This window comes from Kitasatospora sp. NPDC008115, assembly GCF_042957205.1.
In the GTDB taxonomy this organism is placed as follows: Bacteria; Actinomycetota; Actinomycetes; order Streptomycetales; family Streptomycetaceae; genus Kitasatospora.
Window position 1 is genome coordinate 202,581 of record NZ_JBIBHU010000006.1, and the last position, 18,363, is coordinate 220,943.

Here is an 18,363-nt window from a genome sequence, read left to right on the forward strand (position 1 = left end):
CGGCCGGCCGGGGTGCGGCCGGCGGACCGTCACAGGGTCAGCTCGGGGACGTCCAGCCGGCGTCCCTCGCGTGCGGAGCGCAGGCCGAGTTCGGCGAGCTGCACGCCCTTGGCGCCCTCCAGCAGGTCCCAGTGGTACGGGGAGCCGGTGGCCACATGGCGCAGGAACAGCTCCCACTGCGCCTTGAAGCCGTTGTCGAACTCCTCGTTGTCCGGCACCCGCTGCCACTGCGCGCGGAACGGCTCGGTCGCCGGGAGGTCGGGGTTCCAGACCGGCTTGGGGGTGGCGGCACGGTGCTGGAAGCGGCACTCGCGCAGCCCGGCGACGGCGCTGCCCTCGGTGCCGTCCACCTGGAACTCCACCAGCTCGTCGCGGTCCACCCGGACGGCCCAGGAGGAGTTGATCTGGGCGGTGATGCCGCCCTCCAGCTCGAAGACGCCGTACGCGGCGTCGTCGGCGGTGGCCCGGTAGGCCTTGCCGTGCTCGTCGATCCGCTCGGGGACGTGGGTGGCGGTGTGCGCGTACACCGAGCGGACGGGGGCGATGATGCCGTCCAGCACGTAGCGCCAGTGCGGGAACATGTCGAGGACCATGCCGCCGCCGTCCTCGGCGCGGTAGTTCCAGGACGGGCGCTGGGCCTGCTGCCAGTCGCCCTCGAAGACCCAGTAGCCGAACTCGCCGCGCACGGACAGGATCCTGCCGAAGAAGCCGCCGTCCACCAGCCGCTTGAGCTTGAGCAGGCCGGGGAGGAAGAGCTTGTCCTGCACGGCGCCGTTGCACACTCCGGCGTCGCGGGCGAGGCGGGCGAGGTCGAGCGCGGCCTCCAGCGACTCGGCGGTGGGCTTCTCGGTGTAGACGTGCTTGCCGGCGGCGATCGCCGCGCGCAGCGCGGCCTCGCGGGCGGGGGTGACCTGGGCGTCGAAGTAGACCTCGGCGAGCGGGTGGGCGAGGGCCTCGTCGAGGGAGGTGGTCCAGTGGGTGAGGATGTGCCGGTCAGCGAGTTCCTTGAGCTTGTCGGCGTTGCGGCCGACCAGGATCGGCTCGGGCCACAGCGTGTCGCCGTCGCCGAGCGGCAGGCCGCCCTGGTCGCGGATGGCGAGGATGGAGCGGACCAGGTGCTGGCGGTAGCCCATCCGGCCGGTGACGCCGTTCATGACGATGCCGATCACCCTGCGGGACATGGGGGTTCTCCGATTCGTTGCTGGTGCGGGAGCGCGCAGTGCGGGAGCGCGCTGAAGGGGGCGCGCGTTGAAGGGGGCGCTGAGGGGCCGCCCCCGGGGATCACGCGGTGCGGTGGACGTCCTCGGCGAGGACGGGGTGGGCGAACGGCTGCCCGGCGGTGTAGCGGGCGAGTTCGTCCGCGGCGGCGGCCGCCATCCGGTGCAGCTCGCCGCCGAGGGAGCCGGCCACATGGGGGGTGAGGACGACGTTCGGCAGGTCGTAGAGCGGGGAGTCGGCGGGCAGCACCTCGGGCTCGGTGACGTCGATGACGGCGTCGAGCCGCCCGGAGACGACCTCGCGCACCAGCGCCTGCTGGTCGACCAGGGAGCCGCGGGAGGTGTTGACCAGGGTGCTGCCGTCGCGCATCAGGGCGAGCCGGCGGCCGTCGATCAGGTGCCGGGTGGCCGGGAGCTCGGGGGCGTGCACGCTGACCACGTCGGACGCCGCGCAGAGCTCGTCCATGCCGACGGAGCGCGCGCCGAGCCGGGCGGCCTCGGCGGGGTCGACGTAGGGGTCGTGCAGCAGCAGGTCGAGGTCGTGCGGGCGCAGCAGTTCCAGCACCCGCCGGCCGATCCGGGAGGCGCCGACGATGCCGACGGTGCGCCGGTAGTTGCCGGCCGTCGCGTACGCCAGCTGCCAGTCGTACGGGGCGCGCCGGCGCCGGTACTCCTCGCGGATCGGCAGCAGCCGCTTGTTGGCGAGCAGCACGACGGCGACGGTGTACTCGGCGACCGGCAGGGCGTTGGCCCAGGCCGCGGAGGTGACCTGGAGGCCGCGGCGCCAGCAGGCCTCGGTGACGTGGTGCTTGACCGAGCCGGCGGCGTGGATGACGGCGCTCAGCCGCGGGGCGGCGGCCAGCACCTCCTCGTCGATCGGCGGGCAGCCCCAGCTGGAGACGATCACCTCGGCGTCGGCGAGCGCGGCGCGGGCCTCGGGGGTGGTGAAGTCGTCCAGGACGAGCGCGGGGTCGAGGTCGGCCAGCGCGGTGAGCCGGGCCAGGGTGTGCGGGTCGATCAGCCGCCCGGCGAGCTCGCGGTGCATGGCGAGGACGGCGCGGGGGCGGCGGGCGGGCCGGCCGTCGGGCACGGTGGTCTCCCGGTCGGGCGTAGGGGCGGTGGCGGGGGTACCGGCGGTGCCGGCGGCGGTGTCGGGGTTCGGGGTCACTTGACGCTCCCCGCGGTCAGACCGGCCTTCCAGTGCCGCTGGAGCAGCACGAACGCGAGCACCAGCGGTACGACGGCGAGCAGCGAGCCGGTGATGACCAGCGGGTAGTACTCGGGGAACGCCTTGGTCTGGGCGTTCCAGCTGAACAGGCCGAGGCTGACCGGGAAGAGCCGGCTGTCGGAGAGCATCACCAGCGGCAGGAAGAAGTTGTTCCAGATCGCGGTGAACTGGAACAGCAGGATGGTGACGAAGCCGGGCACCACCATCCGCAGGCCGATCGACCAGAAGGTCCGCAGCTCCCCGGCGCCGTCCATCCGGGCGGCCTCCAGGACCTCCTCCGGCACGTAGCCGGCGCAGAACACCCGGGCGAGGTAGACGCCGAAGGGGTTGACCAGCGAGGGCAGGAAGACCGCCCAGAAGGTGTTGACGATGCCGAGCTCGGAGGCCAGCAGGTACATCGGCAGGGCGAGCGCCGTGGTCGGCACCAGCACGCCCAGCAGCACCAGGCCGAACAGCTTCTCCTTGCCGGGGAAGCGGTAGACGTGGAAGGCGTAGCCGGCCGCGACGCACACCAGCGCGCAGAGCAGGGAGCCGATGCCGGCGTACAGCAGTGAGTTGAGGTACCAGCGGAAGTAGATGCCGTCGCCGGTGGTGGCCAGGTCGTGCAGGTTCTCGCCGAGCCGGAAGTTGTCGGCGCCCAGGGAGTTCCCGCCGAGCAGGTCGGCGGTGTTCTTGGCGGAGGCGGTCAGCAGCCAGCCGAGCGGCCACAGGGTGTAGAGGGGGGCCAGGACCAGGGTGCCGTTGACGGCGGCCTTGGAGAGCGTCCACGGGCGGCGCGGCCGGCCGCCGCCGGCCGGGCGGCGGGGCGGGGCGCTGCTGGGGCGGGTGGCGGTGGTGGTCATGCGTCGGCCTCCCGCCGGCGTTCGGAACGGCCCCGGGTGAGCCGGGTGACGGCGAAGGAGAGTCCCGCCGCGGCGAGCGCCAGCAGCACCGAGGCGGAGGCGGCGAGCCCGTAGTCGTGGCGCTCGAAGGCGGCCGTGTAGGCGTACATGTTGGGGGTCCAGGAGGAGGTGACGCCCGGCGAGGTGCCGTAGAGGATCATCGGCTCGGTGAACAGCTGGAGCGAGCCGATCACGGTGAACAGGCCGACCATGGCGATCGAGGGGCGGATCAGCGGCACCTTGATGCTCAGGGCGGTGCGCAGCGGTCCGGCGCCGTCGACCACGGCGGCCTCCAGCACGGTGCGGTCGATCGCCTGGAGGGCGGCGTAGAAGATGACCAGGTTGTAGCCGGTCCACTGCCACAGCGCCATGTTGACGACGGCGGGCAGCGGGTGGCCGAGCGGGTCGGGCTGGGTGCCCAGCGCCTCCAGCGCGTCCAGCACGGGGCTGATGCCCGGGGTGTACAGGTACATCCACAGCAGGGCGGCGATGATGCCGGGCACGGCGTGCGGGATGAACAGCGTCAGCTGGAAGAAGCGCCGGGCGCGGGCCAGCGTGGAGTCCAGCAGCAGGGCCAGGACGAGCGCCAGGCCGGTCATCAGCGGGATGTAGAGCAGGCAGTACTGCGCGGCGGTCAGGAAGCCGTCGCGGAACGCCGCGTCGCCCAGCGCCCGGGTGTAGTTGCCGAGGCCGGTGAAGACCGTCTCGGCGTCGCCGAAGCCGAGGCCGTCGCGGCGTTCGGTGAACAGGCTCAGCCGGATCGCGTAGCCGATCGGGATCAGCGTGCAGGCGGTGAAGAGCAGGAAGAACGGGGCGAGCAGCACGGCCGGTGCCCCGTACCGCCCGCGCCGCCGGCCGGCGGCGCGGGCGGTACGGCCGGGATGGGTGCCGGTGGTCACTGGGCGACCTTCAGTCCGCGGTTCTTGAACTCGGCGAGGGTGGCCTGCTGCGCGGTGTCGAGCGCCTGGTCGATGGTGCCGCTCTTGTCGGCGACCTTGCCGAAGGAGTCCTTCAGCGAGCCGTTGGTGAGGCCCATCGCCGGGCCCCAGGTCCAGCCCGGCTTGATCGACTTGGCGGCGTCGGCGTAGAGGGCGTAGAGGTCCTGGCCGCCGTAGAAGTCGGTGTTGAAGGCCTGCTTGGCGACCGGCACCAGCTCGGTTGCGGCCGGGTAGGCGGAGGAGGTGCCGGAGGAGATCCGGGCCTTGAAGCCGTCGGCGGTGGTGGTCGCCCAGGTGGCGAACTCGACGGCGGCCTTGGCCTTCTTGCTGTCCTTGGAGACGGCGAAGGTGGTGCCGCCGAGCATGCCGCTGGCGGGGGAGCCGTCCCAGCTGGGCAGCGGCGCGGCCGCCCAGGTGCCGTTCACCTCGGGGGTGGTGCCGACGTTGGCCTTGAGGACGCCGCCGCCCCAGGTGGCGCCGAGGTAACCGGCCGTCTCGCCCTTCTGGAGCGACGCGGTCCACTGCTGGCTGAAGGACGGCATGACGCGCACGAGGTCCTCGTCGGCCAGCTTCTGCCAGTACTCGGAGACCTGGCGGGTCTGCGCCCCGGTCAGGTCGGACTTCCAGGCGTCGCCCTCGGCGGCGAACCAGTGGGCGCCGTTCTGCCAGGCCATCGCCTCGAAGGTGGTCGGGTCGTCCGGGAAGAAGGTGGCGATCCGGGTGTCGGGCTGGGCGGCCTTCAGCTGCTGCGCCGCGGTGCGGAACTCGTCCCAGGTCCTGGGGACGGTGATGCCGGCCTTGGCGAAGAGGTCCTTGCGGTAGTAGAAGACCTGCGGCGCGGCGTCCAGCGGCAGGGCCCAGGTGCGGCCGCCGAGCGAGGTGAGCTCGACGGCCTGCGGCAGGTACTTGGCCTTGAGGTCGCCGCCGACGAGCTTGCTGATGTCCTGGACGGCGCCCTGGCTGACGAAGTCCGGCAGCTGCGGGTACTCGACGTTGAAGACGTCGGGCGCGTTGCCGGCCTTGACCGCGTTGGAGAGCTTGGCGTAGCCGCCGGCGGCGCCCGCCGGGATCTCCTCGAAGGTGACCTGGATGTCCGGGTGGCTCGCGTTGAACGCGGCGACCACGTCCTTGGTGCCCTTCGCCCAGCCCCAGAAGGTCAGGGTGACCGGCTTGCCGTCGTCCGCGGCGGCGGCGTTCCCGGACCCGTCCCCGCTGCTGCCGCAGGCGGCGAGCACGGTGACACAGAGCGCGGCCGAGGTGGCCGCGGCGGCGACGCGGAGGGCTCTGCGCCGGGAGAAGGGGGTCGTCGAGCGCATCGGTGGGCTCCTTAACGGCGAGGGTGCGCGGGCCAGGGGGGGGCGGTCGGCTTCGACCGCGACCCGCAGAGGGTGGGGGCGATTGGCTGTCATCCTGAGCAGGTCGGCGATCGGAGTCAAGAGATTTGGATCAAATGATCTGACCTGATCGGTCTGACGGGCCCTCGGACTAGCCCCTCTGACCACTGGAAATGCCGAAAAATACGGGCTCCTGGCCGCCGGGGCGGCAAGGTCACAATCAGATCAAGCCGCTCATTTGATCGCTCCAGCTTGACGAATGATCAGGTGCTGCCTAGATTCCGGCTCATCACCCGATCACGGAGGACCTCATGCGCCTGCCCCCGGAGGACCGCGACCTCAGCCCGCGCACCGGCTGGACCAGGGAGCACTGGGAGGCGGCCGCCGACGCCCTGCTGACCGCGGTCCGCCCGTACGCCAGTCCCGCCGGGGCGCTGATCGACCTGCCCGGCCCCCGCCCGAGCCGCTCCGGACGCCGCTCCGACGGCCTGGAGGGATTCGCCCGCACCTTCCTGCCCGCCGCCCTGCGGGTGGCCGGCGCGGGCGGCGCCGACCCGCACGGCCTGCTCGCGCACTACGCCGCCGGACTCGACGCCGGCACCCGCACCCCCACCGGCGAACGCGACCTCGCCGACGGCGACCGCGAGTCCTGGCCGCTGATCACCGACCGCGGCCAGGCCATGGTCGAGGCCGCCTCCATCGCCTTCGCGCTGCGCCTCACCCGCCCCTGGCTCTGGGACCGGCTGTCCGGACCCGTCCGCGACCGGGTCGGCCGCTGGCTCACCGACGCCCTCAGCCGCACGCCCAACGACAACAACTGGCGGCTCTTCCCGCTGGCCGTCGGCGGCTTCCTCGCCGAGGCCGGCATCGCCGAAGCCGAGGCCCGCGCGGCGGTCCGGCGCGGGCTGGAGCACATCGACCGCTGGTACCTCGGCGACGGCTGGTACACCGACGGCCGCCCGCGCGCCTTCGACCACTACAACGGCTGGGCCCTGCACCTCTACCCCGTCCTGCACGCCCACCTCGCCGACGACCGGGAGCTGCGCGCCCGGTACGGGGAACGCCTCGCCGCCCACCTGGCCGGCTACGCCCACACCTTCGGCGCCGACGGCGCCCCCGTCCACCAGGGCCGCTCGCTCACCTACCGCTTCGCCGCCACCGCGCCCCTGTGGGCCGGAGCCCTCACCGGCCACACCCCGCTCGCGCCCGGCACCACCCGCCGGCTCGCCTCCGGCGCCCTGCGCCACTTCCTCGACCGCGGCGCCGTCGACGACCGGGGCCTGCTCACCCTCGGCTGGCACGGCCCCGACCTGCGGCTCGTCCAGGGCTACTCCGGCCCCGCCTCCCCGTACTGGGCCGGCAGCGCCTTCCTCGGCCTGCTGCTCCCGCCCGGCCACCCGGTGTGGACCGCGCCCGAGGAGCCCGCCCCCGTCGAGGAGCGCGACACCGTCCTCGCCCTGCCCGGGCCCGGCTGGCTGGTGCAGTCCACCGCCGCCGACGGCCTGGTCCGGCTGCACAACCACGGCAGCGACGACCAGCCCGCGGACGCGGTGGGCCCCGACGATCCGTACTACGCGCGGCTCGCCCACTCCACCGCCACCGGGCCCGCCTTCGAGGGCCCCGCCGACAACCACCTCGCCCTGCTGACCGACGACGGACCCACCGAACGCGGCCGCGTCCACCCGCTCGGCACCGGGCCCGGCTGGGCCGCCTCCCGCTGGCACCCGCGGGCCGGCGGCCGCGAGCTGCCCGGCGTCACCGTCACCTCGCTCACCCTCGCCCACGGCGCCGAGGAGGTCAGGGCCCACCTGGTCACCGGCGGGCCGGCCGGCACCCCGGTCACCCAGACCGGGTGGGCGGTCGCGGGCGCGGACACCGAGCACCGGGCCGGCGCGCGCGTCCGGGCCGACGGGCGGCTCGCCTCCGAGCTGCACGCCCTGCACGGCTTCACCGCCGCCGACAGCGAGCGGGTCCCCGGCGGCACCGCCTTCGGCCCCGAGGCGGCGCTGCCCCGGCTCACCGGCGAACTGCCCGCCGCCGGCCCCGCCCTGTTCGCCTGCGCCGCCCGGCTCACCGCCGCCGACCGGCCGTCCGCCCTCGCCGACGCGGTCACCCTGGAGGCCCGGCCCGACGAGGAGGAGCCGGGGGCGGTCGTGCTGACCGTGCGGCTCGCGGGCGCCCCGGGCCGGCGGATCCGGCTCGCGCCCGGCGCGGTCACCGTCCGCGCCGTGGAGGAGGGCTGAGCCGCCGTGCGCCTCGCCCTCGCCACCCTCGGCCTGCCCGGGCTGCCGCTCGACCGCACCCGCCGGCCTCGCCGACGAGCACGGCTGCGCCCGTGGAGGCCCGGCCGGCCGGGCGGGGCGCGGCGGCTGTTGTGCTGACTGTCCGTCCCGCGGTGCCCCTTCCCCCGTCGGCCCGCCGAGGCCGCCGTCCGACCGCACCGCCGCCCGCCCGCTCGCCCTCGCGGCCGCTGGGCGCCTGCGGGGGCGGTTGGCGCCGGGCGTGGTCGTCGGCCGACCCGTTGAACAGGACTGAACCGTCATGCCCCTCGCCCTCGCCACCCTCGGCCTGCCCGGGCTGCCGCTCGACCGCGCCGCCGGCCTCGCCGCCGAGTACGGCTGGCACGGCCTCGAACTGCGCTGCGCCGACGACCAGCCGGTCCGCCTGGGGATGGACGCGGACGAACGCCGGGCCGCCGCCCGGCTGCTGTCCCGGGCCGGGGTGGTCCCGCTGACCCTCGCCTCCTACGTCGGCGTCGCCGCCCCCGGACCGGACGCGCCGGTGCTCGCCGGGCTGACCGCCCACCTGCGGCTGGCCGCCGACCTGGGCTGCCGCCACCTGCGGGTCTTCCCGCACGGCGGCCCCGGCCCGGTGGCCGAGGCCGACGGGCGCGCGGTCCGCAGGCTGCGCCGGGCGGCCCCGCAGGCGGCGGCCCTCGGCGTGCGGATCCTCGTCGAGACCCACGACTCGCACCGCGCCGGCGCCGCACTGGCGCCGCTGCTGCGCGAGGTGGACCACCCGGCGGTCGGCGCGCTCTGGGACCTGCTGCACACCTGGCTGGCCGGCGAGACCCCGGCGCAGACCCACCGGGCGCTCGGCCCCCACCTGGGATACGCGCAGGTCAAGGACGTCGCCTCGGCGGACGACCTCACCCCGCTCCCGCTCGGCGCGGGCGTGCTGCCGATCGCCGACTGCCTGCGCCTGCTGCCGCCGGGCGCCTGGGCGGCCTGGGAGTACGAGGCCCCCTGGCACCCGAACGCCGCGCCCCTCGCGCCGCGGCTGGGGCCGGGGGCGCGGTACCTGTCGGCGCTGCGGCCACGCCGAGCCCTTCTTCCGGATCAAGGTCGCCGCTAGGCTGCGGGGGATCGGCCGTGTTCGAACGGCCGCGACGGAACGGTGCCGTGGAGCCCGCGTTCGACACGGGCCAACGGCCGGGGCGAGGGGGCGCGTGGTGTATCCGTTGGGGCTCGGCGTCGTGTCGTGGTGGTGGATCGCGATCCTGGCGACGGCGTTGTTCTGGGCGGTCCTGGTGCCGGGAATGCCCACTCGCACGCACCGGATCAGCATGGCGCTGGCGCCGGCCGCGATGGCGCTCTTCGGCGTCGGCAGCCACTACGTGAAGCACCTGGACACGGCCGTGGTGCTCGCCATGTACTCGTTCGCGGTGGTGTCCTTCCCGGTGGGGATGATCGGCCACCGCAGGGAGTTCGCGCGGCGCCTGGCGGAGGCCGAGCGGCGGGGCGAGACGGAGCAGAACACGTGGCCTCCGGCCATGATGGCGCAGGTCTTCGTGTCCCTTGCCGTATGCGGAACCGCGGCGATCTGGGTCACCCGGTAGCCGGCGGGCCGGGGCGGGCCGGGGCGGGTCGGCTCACCCCCGCCGACTCGCTCAGGGTGCCTGGTCCTCGGCCAGGCCGCAGGCGAAGGGGAAGGCCTCCAGGAACTCCCGCCGACCCGGCTCCGTCTCCGCCTCGGCCAGGTCCGCGAGCACGGTCAGGAACCGGTCGCGCCGGTCGCGCGGCAGCCGCCCCAGGACCCGGCCCACGCTTTCGGTCATCCGCACCGCGGCGTCGGGGTCGACCTCGTCGTCCCCGCAGCTGTCGAGGAACCGGACGATGTCGACGACCAGTCCGGCGAGAACGGGCACCAGCGGGTCCGTGTCAGTCATCCGCGCAACCTATCCGGTCCCCACGACACCGCCGCCGCCTCCCGGTGCCGCCCGGCCCGGCCTCCGGGGTCGGGCCGTTTCGTGGCGACGCGTGCCCCGGCGGGGCCGGCCGGTTCGCTCGACCCGCCGGCACTCGGCGCGGGCGCGCCGTCGCCCGCGGGCGACGGGTCGACCACGGAACTCCACCGCGCCCCGCGGGCCTGGGGCGCGGTGCCTGGACCCGTGCATGGGTTCTGCATCTGGGGGCGGGCGTCGACCGCCGTCCTGTCGGCGCGGCCGTGTGCGCGGGTCAGGCCGGGGGTGTCGCCCGGTCGGCGCCGCAGGAGGCGCGGACGTGCAGGGCCGGGAGCAGGGCCGTGCGGTGCACCGGGAGCTCGGTGCCGGCCGCGAGGCGGCGCAGCAGGAGGTCGACGGCTGCCGCGCCGACCGCGTGCTTGGGCGGGGCGACGGCCGTGAGCGGGGGCGCGGCGAGGGCGGCGAAGACGTCGTCGTAGGCGACCAGCGCCACGTCACCGGGCACGGTGAGGCCCTGCGCGCGCAGCAGGGGAGGCAGTCGCAGGGCGTCCTGGTCGTTGTGGACGAGTACCGCCCGTGTTCCGGACCGTACGGCCTCGGCGATCCGTGTCACCAGCAGTTCGGGATCGGCCGGCACGTTGCCGGGCCCGAGGGTGTCGAGTGCCGGGAGGGCGGGCAGCCCGAGCAGCCGGGTGCCCTCCAGGTAGCCGGCCCGGACCTCGGCGGCCGTCCAGGAGTCGCCCCGGGCGGCGAGCAGCACGCTCCCGTGGCCGAGTCCGGCCAGGTGGCGTAGGGCGCTCAGCACGCCGTGGCGGTGGTCGGAGGCCACGGTGTCCAGCCCGGAGCCGGGGCCGTCCGGGGCGGGGGAGCGGCGTTCCACCAGGACGGCGGGCACCGGCAGGGCGTCCAGCCAGGCGTAGTCCTCGGCCGCCCGGCCGGGGACCAGGCCCGGGGCCAGCAGCAGGCCCTCGGCGCCGGACTCCAGCAGGCGTTCGGCCTGCAACCGGTCGCCGCCGGTCCCGTACGGGGCGATGCCGAGGACCAGCCGGGCCCCGGCGGCGGTGGCGGCGGCCCGGGCCCCAGCGATCACCTCGTCGAAGTAGGAGCCGACCGAGGGCACCAGCAGGCCGAGGGCGCGGCCCGCTCCGGGGCCGGGGGCGGCCGGTGGTCCGGCGGCGTCGGGGCGTTCCAGGGAGACGAAGCCGTGCGAGCGGGAGAGCCGGCCGGCGTCGGCGAGTGCGGCGATGTCGCGGCGGACCGTGACGGCCGGGATGCCCAGCCGGTCGGCCAGCTCGGTGAGGCGGACCCGCCCGCCGAGCTCGCCGACGGCCGACACGATGAGCCTGCGGCGCTCTTCCCCCGAAATGGCCATCCTGGCCTCCCAATGTCATGCCCGCCGAAGCGTCGTCCGGGAGCGGTCCCCCGGTGATATTCCGATCGAAGAGTATCGTTCGATCGAAAATTGATCAATAATGCCGATGATCGCCGATCGATTGACCGTGCGATCACCGAACTCCTAGGGTGTCCCCGGTGGCCGCCGCCGATCCGCCGCCGCCGGCCTGCCGCAGCCACCCGTGCGGCCGTGCGCCCGGACCCGTTCCAGGTCCCGCCCCCTCACTCCCGCCCCTTCCCGCGGAGGACCCGATGGCCGATCAGGCCCCCCACCCCGCCCTCACCACCGACGGCGACACCTTCCTGCGCGACGGACGTCCGCACCGGATCGTCTCCGCCGCCGTCCACTACTTCCGCATCCGCCCCGAACAGTGGACCGACCGCCTCACCCGGCTGCGCGCCATGGGCGTCAACACCGTCGAGACCTACGTCGCCTGGAACTTCCACCAGCCCACGCCCGACCGCGCCGACTTCACCGGCGACCGCGACCTCGCCGGATTCGTCCGCGCCGCCGGCGACCTCGGCCTCGACGTCATCGTCCGCCCGGGCCCGTACATCTGCGCCGAGTGGGAGTTCGGCGGCCTCCCCGGCTGGCTGCTCGCCGACCCCGCGATGCGGCTGCGCCGCCTGGACCCGCCCTTCCTCGCCGCCGTGGAGGCCTGGTTCGACCACCTGGTGCCCGTGCTGCTCCCCCTGCTCTCCTCGAACGGCGGCCCGGTGGTCGCCGTCGCCGTGGAGAACGAGTACGGCAGCTACGGCAACGACACCGCCTACCTCGAACACCTGCGGGACGCCCTGGTCGCCCGCGGCGTCGACGTCCTGCTGTTCACCGCCGACGGCGCCGAGGACGGCTTCCAGCTCGGCGGCCGGGTGCCCGGACTCCTCACCACCGGGACCTTCGGCTCCCGCCCCGAGGAGTCCCTCGCCTGTCTGCGCCGCCACCAGCCGGTGGGCCCGCTGGTCACCATGGAGTACTGGTGCGGCTGGTTCGACCACTGGGGCACGCCGCACCACGTGCGCGACGCCGCGGACGCCGCCGCCGTGCTCGACGCCCAGCTCGCCGCCGGCGCCTCGGTCAACCTGTACATGGGCCACGGCGGCACCAACTTCGGCTGGTGGAACGGCGCCAACCACGACGGCACCACCTACCAGCCGGACGTCACCAGCTACGACTACGACGCCCCGGTCGGCGAGGCCGGCGAACTCACCGGGAAGTTCCACCTCTTCCGCGAGGTGATCGAACGCCACCTCGGCCCCAACCCCCACCCGCTGCCGCCGCTGCCCGCCCGCCTCGCCCCCCGCACCGCCCCGGTCACCGCGAGCCGACCGCTGCTCGGCGCCGACGGCGCGCTCGGGGAACTCTCCACCGCGCACCACCTCCCCGAGCCCCGTCCGATGGAGGAACTCGGCCAGAACCTCGGCCTCATCCACTACCGCACCCGCCTGCGCGGCCCGCTCGCCCACGGCGAACTGCGGGTGGACGGCCTGGCCGACCGCGCCCAGGTCTTCCTCGACGGCGAACCCCTCGGCGTCCTCGACCGCGACCACCCCGACCAGGCCCTGCCGGTGCGGGTGCCCGAGGGCGGCGCCGTGCTCGACCTGCTCGTCGAGAACCAGGGCCGGATCAACTACGGCCCGCTGCTGCACGATCCCAAGGGCATCACCGGCGGCGTGCGGGTCGACCGGCAGTACCAGTTCGGCTGGGAGGTGCGCCCGCTGCCCCTCGACGACCCGACGGCCCTCGCCCTCGGCGAGCCCTCCACCGCCGACGGGCCCGCCTTCCACCGCGCCGAACTGACCGTCGACACCCCCGCCGACGGCTTCCTCGCCCTGCCCGGGTTCACCAAGGGCATGGTCTGGCTGAACGGGTTCGCGCTCGGCCGCTACTGGGACATCGGCCCGCAGCGCACCCTCTACGCCCCGGCTCCGCTCTGGCGGGCCGGTGCCAACGAGGTGCTGATCCTCGAACTCCACCGCCCGGGCGACCACGTCGACCTGGTGGCGGGCCCCGACCTGGGCCCGGTCGTTCCCGAGGAGCGGTACGGCTCCTGATCCACCCCGGTCCGCCTCCGCCGGGGTCGGCACCCTCCTGCCGCCGGGGTCCGGCACCGTCCGGCCGTCCGGTGACCGGGTGGTAGGTTCTGTCCACTTCGACAGACCGGCCCACCGACAGGGAGTGCCATGCCGATCCCGGCGGACGATCGCCGCGCCCGCATCCTCGACACGGTGCGCGGCCTGGGCACCGTCCGGGTGGTGGACCTCGCCGAGCGGCTGGGCCTGCCGGCCGTGACGGTCCGCCGGGACGTCGCCGCCCTCGCCGAGTCCGGTCTGCTCCGCCGCACGCACGGTTCCGTCTCGTCCGCCGGCGCGGCGTCCGGCCCCTCGGCCGCGCCCGCGTCCGCCCCGGCGCCGGTCCGCCCGGCCGAGGCGGCCACCCTGGGCCTGCTCGTCCCCGCGGTGGTGCAGTACTTCGACGAGGTGATCGCCGGCGCGCGCACCGCCGCGGCCGAGGCCGGCGTCCACCTGGTCCTCGGCATCTCCTCCTACGAGGCCAGTGCCGACCGCGTCCAGGTCGACCAGCTCCTCGCCTCCGGCGTCCAGGGCCTGCTGCTCGCCCCCAACTGGACCGCCGACGACCGCCCCGAGGAGCACGCCTGGATGGCCGGACTCCCCGTCCCCGCCGTCCTGCTGGAACGCCTCCCGGCCCCGGGCAGCCCCGCCGCCGTCCTCGACGCGGTCGGCTCCGACCACCGGTACGGCGTCCTGCTCGCGCTGCGCCACCTCGCCGGCCTCGGCCACCGGCGGGTGGCGCTGGCGGCCCGCGCCGACACCTGGACGGCCCACCAGGTCCGGCTGGGCTACGCCGAGGCCTGCCGGACGCTCGGCCTGCCCGCCGAGCCCGTCATCGACATCCGCACCCCGGCCACCGACGTCGACGGCGTCGCCGGCCGGCTCGCCGGGGCGGTCGCCGACGGGGTCGGGGCCGCGCTCGTGCACAACGACCAGGACGCCCTGCAACTGCTGCCCCTGCTGCGGGCCCGGGGCGTCCGGGTCCCCGAGGACCTCGCCCTGGTCAGCTACGACGACGTGTTCGCCGCCCTCGGCGCCCCGCCACTGACCGCGGTGGCCCCGCCCAAGCGCGCCGTCGGCGCCGCCGCGGTGGACCTCCTGGTGCGACGGCTGGCCGCCACCGGGAGCGGCGGCCTGCCGGTGCACCACCTGGAGTTGCTGCCGGACCTGACGGTGCGCGAGTCCTCCGGACGCTGACCGGGTCCGGAGGACACCGGCGGGGCCCCGGGAGTCAGCTCAGCGGCATCGACATGTAGACCGCCCGCCGCCCGTAGGACGCGGGCACGGCCACCTCCCGGTGCGCGCGGTAGCCGATGAGCCGCAGCAGGATGTCCGCCCCGCGCACCGCGACCATCGAGATCCGCTCGAAGCCCAACTCCTCCGCCCGCGCCCGGAAGTACCGCATGAACCCCAGCGCGACCTCCCGGCCGCGCAGGTCCTCGGCGATCACCAGGTCGTGCACGTGCAGGTTGCCCGACTCGTACGCGGCGTCCTCCGCGTGGGCGAGGTCCGGGCAGCGCAGCGGCGGGTACGGCAGGCTCAGCAGGTAGCCGCGGACCGCGCCGCCCTGCTCCAGCACGAAGCAGGTCTCCGGCGAGCCGAGGGCGCGGGACTGCAGCGCCTCCCGGCCCTCCGACAGGCCGTCGGCCGCGTAGGCGTCGTGCTCCAGCGCGACCACGGCGTCCCAGTCGTCGTCGGCCAGCCGCCGGATCAGGAAGTCCTCGCTCACCCGGCGTCCCCGGCCGCGCCGGAGTGGAGGCCCTCGGCGCGGGCGGCGGCCACCAGGGGCGCCCAGGCCTCGATCAGCACCGCCCAGCGCCTGGCGTCCTCCTGCGCCTCGTCCAGGAGCTGCTGCCGCTGCTCGGCCACCACGTCGGCGAGCTCGGCGTACTTGCCGCCCAGCTTGCGGTAGGAGCGGTCCAGGACGTCCAGGCAGTGCTCGTTGCCGGACCGGTCCCAGTCGACGCTGCCCCGCACCAGGTCGAGGATCGGCTCGGCCTTCAGCCCGTGCCGCTCGTCCAGCAGCTTGCGGCCGAGGTCGATCATCCCGCCGTAGACCGGGTACAGGTACAGCATCGAGAGCAGGAGCTTGACGAACCCCATCTGGTAGGGGATGAAACCGGCGCCGGTGCGGCGCTCGGGCGTGTAGTAGTTGACGATGTGGCGGTTGTGGACGACGCCGGGCAGCCGGGCGTGGACCAGGGAGTGCAGCAGGGCGTAGTCGCAGCCCAGGGTCCGGACCGAGGGCAGCAGCGGCAGCACCTCGTAACCCCGGTGGTCCAGGGCGACGTTGCACATGAAGACGTCCCAGATGTCCGGCACGCCGAGGACGGAGTGGTCGGCGGTGAACGGCTCGGTGCCGGTGCCCCTGAAGGAGACCTCCACCATCGCGTCCCGGTCCTCGTCCGGCCACACCGGCGGGGTCCACAGCCGCACCACGTCGCGGTAGACCTCGGGGTCCAGCTCGCGGATCTCGCCGATGTCCACGTTGAGTTCGCCCATGAAGGAGCCGCTGACCAGCATCACCGGCTTTTCCGCGTCGGCCGGGTCGAGCTCGGAGCGGGTCACACCGGCCACCGCCTCGCCGGCCGGCTTGCCGATCGAGAGCAGCTCGTGGTGGATCGGGAAGATCTTCCGGCCGTCGAGGACCTGGAAGTCGGCGTCGTCGTTGCGCAGGTGCGCCGAGGTGCAGCCCAGGGCGGCCGCGCCCAGGAAGATCCGGTTGACGCAGGAGCCGTACGCGACCTCCTGCGGGACCATCATGTCGAGCAGCACCTCGGGGTCGGCGGCACCGGAGCGCTCGGCCACCCGGCGGAAGAACTCCCGCTGCCGCACCTCGCCGAGGTGGTGGACGAACACGCCCGGGGCGAGGGTCAGCGAGGCCACGGCGTCCGCGTTCCTGGCGAAGCCGGCGGGGTCGGTGGCGTCGGTGGTGTCGAGGATCAGGAGGTGCACCTCGACCTCGAAGTTCGCGACGGCGTAGGCCGCCTCCTCGGCGAGGTCCACGATGGTGCCGGGGCAGGAACGCATGGTGGGCAGGGCGAGGCAGACTCGTTGCATGTGCGGGATTCTCCAACTGTTCGTCAGATTTGTTGCACCGGCGTACAATTGACGGCCGGGTGGTATCCTGAACGGCGCTCTGGCGGCCCCGGACGACCTTGATCTCACTCACGGTGGACTAGACCAACTTCGGTGTCAACGGTGTGCTTTCGGGGAACGGGTGGCGCACCCCGACACTGCCCGATCGGGCAGCCGCGACCGGCCCCGTACGGACCGCCGGCGCCACGGCCCGCCGCGGCCGCCACGTGCCCGAGCCCCCGCCACGTGCCCGAGCCCGTCGGCCCGTCAGGAGGGGCCGCTCCAGTCGAACGGGAAGTGCTTGCTCGACCGTCCCGTGCGGTCCCAGCTGAAGCCGAAGGCGTCCGCGTGGTCGGCGGTGGACCGCCCCCAGGTCGCGATCTGGCCGGGCCCGACCTCGGAACCCGGTGCGTTGTGCACCTGGACCCGTGCGCCCTCGGGTGTGGTCGGGCCGGTGAGCGCCTCGGCTCTCGCCCGTACCCGTCCGGGCACCTCGGCGCTCCAGGTGGCCAGATCGTCGTCGACGCTCACGTGGACGGGTGCGAACTCCATCCCGCGCATCTCGGCCCCGAACATCTCGCCGAACTGCGCCGGCCACCCGCCGGCCTCTCCGCCGAAGATCGTTCCCAGCGCGGCCCGCTGCCGTTCGTCCGCGCGTTCGTCGAGGAAGACGGCGGCGTACGGCTCCGTGTGCTCGCCGGCCCACACGTTTCCGACGAAGGAGCCGAGCATCAGCACATTGAGGCCGTCGAGGCGTACGTCGCCGTAGTTCCCCTCACGTATCCGCCAGGCCAGGACGCCCTCGCAGTCGCCGTAGGTCGGCGGCTGGGCGAACGTACAGGGGCACGGGATGGCGCACTTGCAGGTGTCGAACCAGTCGCCCGCCAGGTGCCAGTGGGTGTCCCCGGCGGCGGTCTGTCCAGTCATCGCGCTTCACCTCCTGCCGTCGGCCGTGCGCGCGGCCGACCGGCGGGCGAGACCGCTGTCCCGAGTCCTCGGCCGGGATCGCGAACGGCCTCCCTTCCAGCCTGCCGCTCGCGCACGGTTACCGAAAGCCCCGGCGGGCGGGTTTCGGGCGGAACGCGCCCCGAGCGGCACCGGCGCCGATCACATCGGGCCCATCGCGTCCGGCGTCAGACCCGGCAACAGCCAGTCCTGGAACGGCGCGAGGACCGCCAGTGCCAGGAACACCACGCCCGCCACCCGGGCGAGCGCCGGGCCGCGCTGCCACAGCTTCTCCAGGAAGACCACCACCGCGATGACGGCCATCGCCGCCACGTTCATCACCCCGAGTGGCACCAGCACCACCATGAGTGCCCAGCAGCAGCCCAGGCAGTACCCGCCGTGGTGCAGTCCCACCCGCAGGTCCCGCGCGGGCGGATGCCAGCTCGCGTAGTGCAGCAGCTGTGCCATCGGGCTGCGGCAGTGCCGCAGGCACACGTACTTCAGCGGACCCAGCTGGTAGAGCCCTGCCAGGGCGAACGCCGCCGCGCCGATCCACTTCCCGGCCTCCGGCTCACGGTCGACCCAGTGCCCGGTGACCGTCAGCCCGCCGTACGCGACCAGCCCGAAGGCCGTCCACACCAGCAGGTACCCGCCGAGGAACCCGGTGGTCCGCACCGCCCGCGAGGCCCCGCCCGACTGCCGGGCGATGCTCCTCGCCCAGGTCACCGCCACCGGAGCGACCGAGGGCAGCATCATCGCCGCCATCATCGCCAGCCACAGCAGCAGGAACAGCGGCAGCGCCATCCCCATCGTTCCCGGTCCGATCCCCATGTCCCCGGCCTGCGCGACCGTGATCGTCCAGGCGAGCGCGGCGATCACCACGATCAGGCCCCACGCCACCGTCAGGTCTCTCGCGGGCATCAGGACGCCGGTCCGCAGCGGCTGCTTCTCCACCGTGATGGTACGCATGGTGCTCTCCCAGGCTGGCCCTTCCAGCACAGCACAGCGGCGGCCGCGGGGGCGAGCGGCACCGGGGCCGCTTCCCCCGCCCTGCGGCACGGGTGCGGCGGAGGTCCGCCGGCACCCTCCCGCCGGGC

16 protein-coding genes are annotated in these 18,363 nt (G+C 74.5%); 5 read left to right on the forward strand and 11 right to left on the reverse strand.

The window, feature by feature from the left end; genetic code table 11:
• Positions 1-29: 29 nt before the first annotated feature.
• The 5 genes from ACFZBX_RS10480 to ACFZBX_RS10500 form a co-directional block, all read right to left on the reverse strand.
• Entirely contained in the window at positions 30-1,181 is a 1,152-nt protein-coding gene (locus ACFZBX_RS10480) for a Gfo/Idh/MocA family protein (RefSeq protein WP_391532864.1), read from the reverse strand.
• 100 nt (positions 1,182-1,281) lie between these two features.
• Complete coding sequence (locus tag ACFZBX_RS10485) at positions 1,282-2,262, reverse strand: hydroxyacid dehydrogenase (protein ID WP_391533078.1); 981 nt, start codon at positions 2,260-2,262, stop codon at positions 1,282-1,284.
• A gap of 119 nt (positions 2,263-2,381) precedes the next feature.
• Positions 2,382-3,287, reverse strand: a complete 906-nt coding sequence (locus ACFZBX_RS10490; protein ID WP_391532866.1) for a carbohydrate ABC transporter permease — start codon at positions 3,285-3,287, stop codon at positions 2,382-2,384.
• Positions 3,284-4,225, reverse strand: a complete 942-nt coding sequence (locus ACFZBX_RS10495; RefSeq protein ID WP_391532868.1) for a carbohydrate ABC transporter permease — start codon at positions 4,223-4,225, stop codon at positions 3,284-3,286. Before ACFZBX_RS10495 ends, ACFZBX_RS10490 begins: the two co-directional genes overlap by 4 nt.
• On the reverse strand, positions 4,222-5,580 hold the full coding sequence (locus tag ACFZBX_RS10500) for an ABC transporter substrate-binding protein (protein WP_391532870.1): 1,359 nt from the start codon (positions 5,578-5,580) through the stop codon (positions 4,222-4,224). The genes ACFZBX_RS10495 and ACFZBX_RS10500 overlap by 4 nt, the downstream gene beginning before the upstream one ends.
• A 329-nt stretch (positions 5,581-5,909) precedes the next feature.
• On the opposite strand from ACFZBX_RS10500, the gene ACFZBX_RS10505 reads away from it, so the two are divergent.
• The 3 genes from ACFZBX_RS10505 to ACFZBX_RS10515 all read left to right on the forward strand — a co-directional run bounded on the left by ACFZBX_RS10505 (position 5,910) and on the right by ACFZBX_RS10515 (position 9,436).
• On the forward strand, positions 5,910-7,841 hold the full coding sequence (locus tag ACFZBX_RS10505; RefSeq protein WP_391532872.1) for a DUF2264 domain-containing protein: 1,932 nt from the start codon (positions 5,910-5,912) through the stop codon (positions 7,839-7,841).
• A gap of 298 nt (positions 7,842-8,139) precedes the next feature.
• Positions 8,140-8,952 (forward strand): sugar phosphate isomerase/epimerase family protein, encoded by an 813-nt coding sequence (locus tag ACFZBX_RS10510; RefSeq protein WP_391532874.1) that lies wholly within the window; start codon positions 8,140-8,142, stop codon positions 8,950-8,952.
• A 106-nt stretch (positions 8,953-9,058) separates the two neighbouring features.
• Positions 9,059-9,436, forward strand: coding sequence for a hypothetical protein (locus ACFZBX_RS10515; protein ID WP_391532876.1), 378 nt, complete (start codon positions 9,059-9,061; stop codon positions 9,434-9,436).
• Positions 9,437-9,487: 51 nt separating this feature from the next.
• Here the strand turns inward: ACFZBX_RS10515 and ACFZBX_RS10520 are convergent, their stop codons facing one another.
• The gene (locus ACFZBX_RS10520; RefSeq protein WP_391532878.1) at positions 9,488-9,766 is read right to left on the reverse strand and encodes a hypothetical protein; all 279 of its coding nucleotides are present in this window, start codon (positions 9,764-9,766) and stop codon (positions 9,488-9,490) included.
• Positions 9,767-10,055: 289 nt separating this feature from the next.
• The gene (locus tag ACFZBX_RS10525; RefSeq protein ID WP_391532880.1) at positions 10,056-11,153 is read right to left on the reverse strand and encodes a substrate-binding domain-containing protein; all 1,098 of its coding nucleotides are present in this window, start codon (positions 11,151-11,153) and stop codon (positions 10,056-10,058) included.
• A 272-nt stretch (positions 11,154-11,425) separates the two neighbouring features.
• Here ACFZBX_RS10525 and ACFZBX_RS10530 point away from each other — a divergent pair, with 272 nt between their 5' ends.
• Complete coding sequence (locus ACFZBX_RS10530; RefSeq protein ID WP_391532882.1) at positions 11,426-13,225, forward strand: beta-galactosidase family protein; 1,800 nt, start codon at positions 11,426-11,428, stop codon at positions 13,223-13,225.
• Positions 13,226-13,354: 129 nt separating this feature from the next.
• A complete protein-coding gene (locus ACFZBX_RS10535; RefSeq protein ID WP_391532884.1) occupies positions 13,355-14,440 on the forward strand; it encodes a substrate-binding domain-containing protein in 1,086 nt (361 codons plus the stop codon).
• Positions 14,441-14,474: 34 nt separating this feature from the next.
• Here ACFZBX_RS10535 and ACFZBX_RS10540 read toward each other — a convergent pair whose 3' ends face one another.
• From ACFZBX_RS10540 to ACFZBX_RS10555, 4 genes are all read right to left on the reverse strand, one after another.
• Positions 14,475-14,972: a GNAT family N-acetyltransferase gene (locus ACFZBX_RS10540; protein ID WP_391532886.1), complete on the reverse strand. Its 498-nt coding sequence runs from the start codon at positions 14,970-14,972 to the stop codon at positions 14,475-14,477.
• Positions 14,969-16,303 (reverse strand): DUF6271 family protein, encoded by a 1,335-nt coding sequence (locus tag ACFZBX_RS10545; RefSeq protein ID WP_391532888.1) that lies wholly within the window; start codon positions 16,301-16,303, stop codon positions 14,969-14,971. The genes ACFZBX_RS10540 and ACFZBX_RS10545 overlap by 4 nt, the downstream gene beginning before the upstream one ends.
• Before the next feature lie 285 nt (positions 16,304-16,588).
• Complete coding sequence (locus ACFZBX_RS10550) at positions 16,589-17,248, reverse strand: DUF1326 domain-containing protein (RefSeq protein WP_391532890.1); 660 nt, start codon at positions 17,246-17,248, stop codon at positions 16,589-16,591.
• 180 nt (positions 17,249-17,428) lie between these two features.
• Positions 17,429-18,235 carry a DUF2182 domain-containing protein gene (locus ACFZBX_RS10555; protein ID WP_391532892.1) on the reverse strand — a complete coding sequence of 269 codons (807 nt, stop codon included), beginning with the start codon at positions 18,233-18,235 and terminating at the stop codon, positions 17,429-17,431.
• Positions 18,236-18,363: the final 128 nt, after the last annotated feature.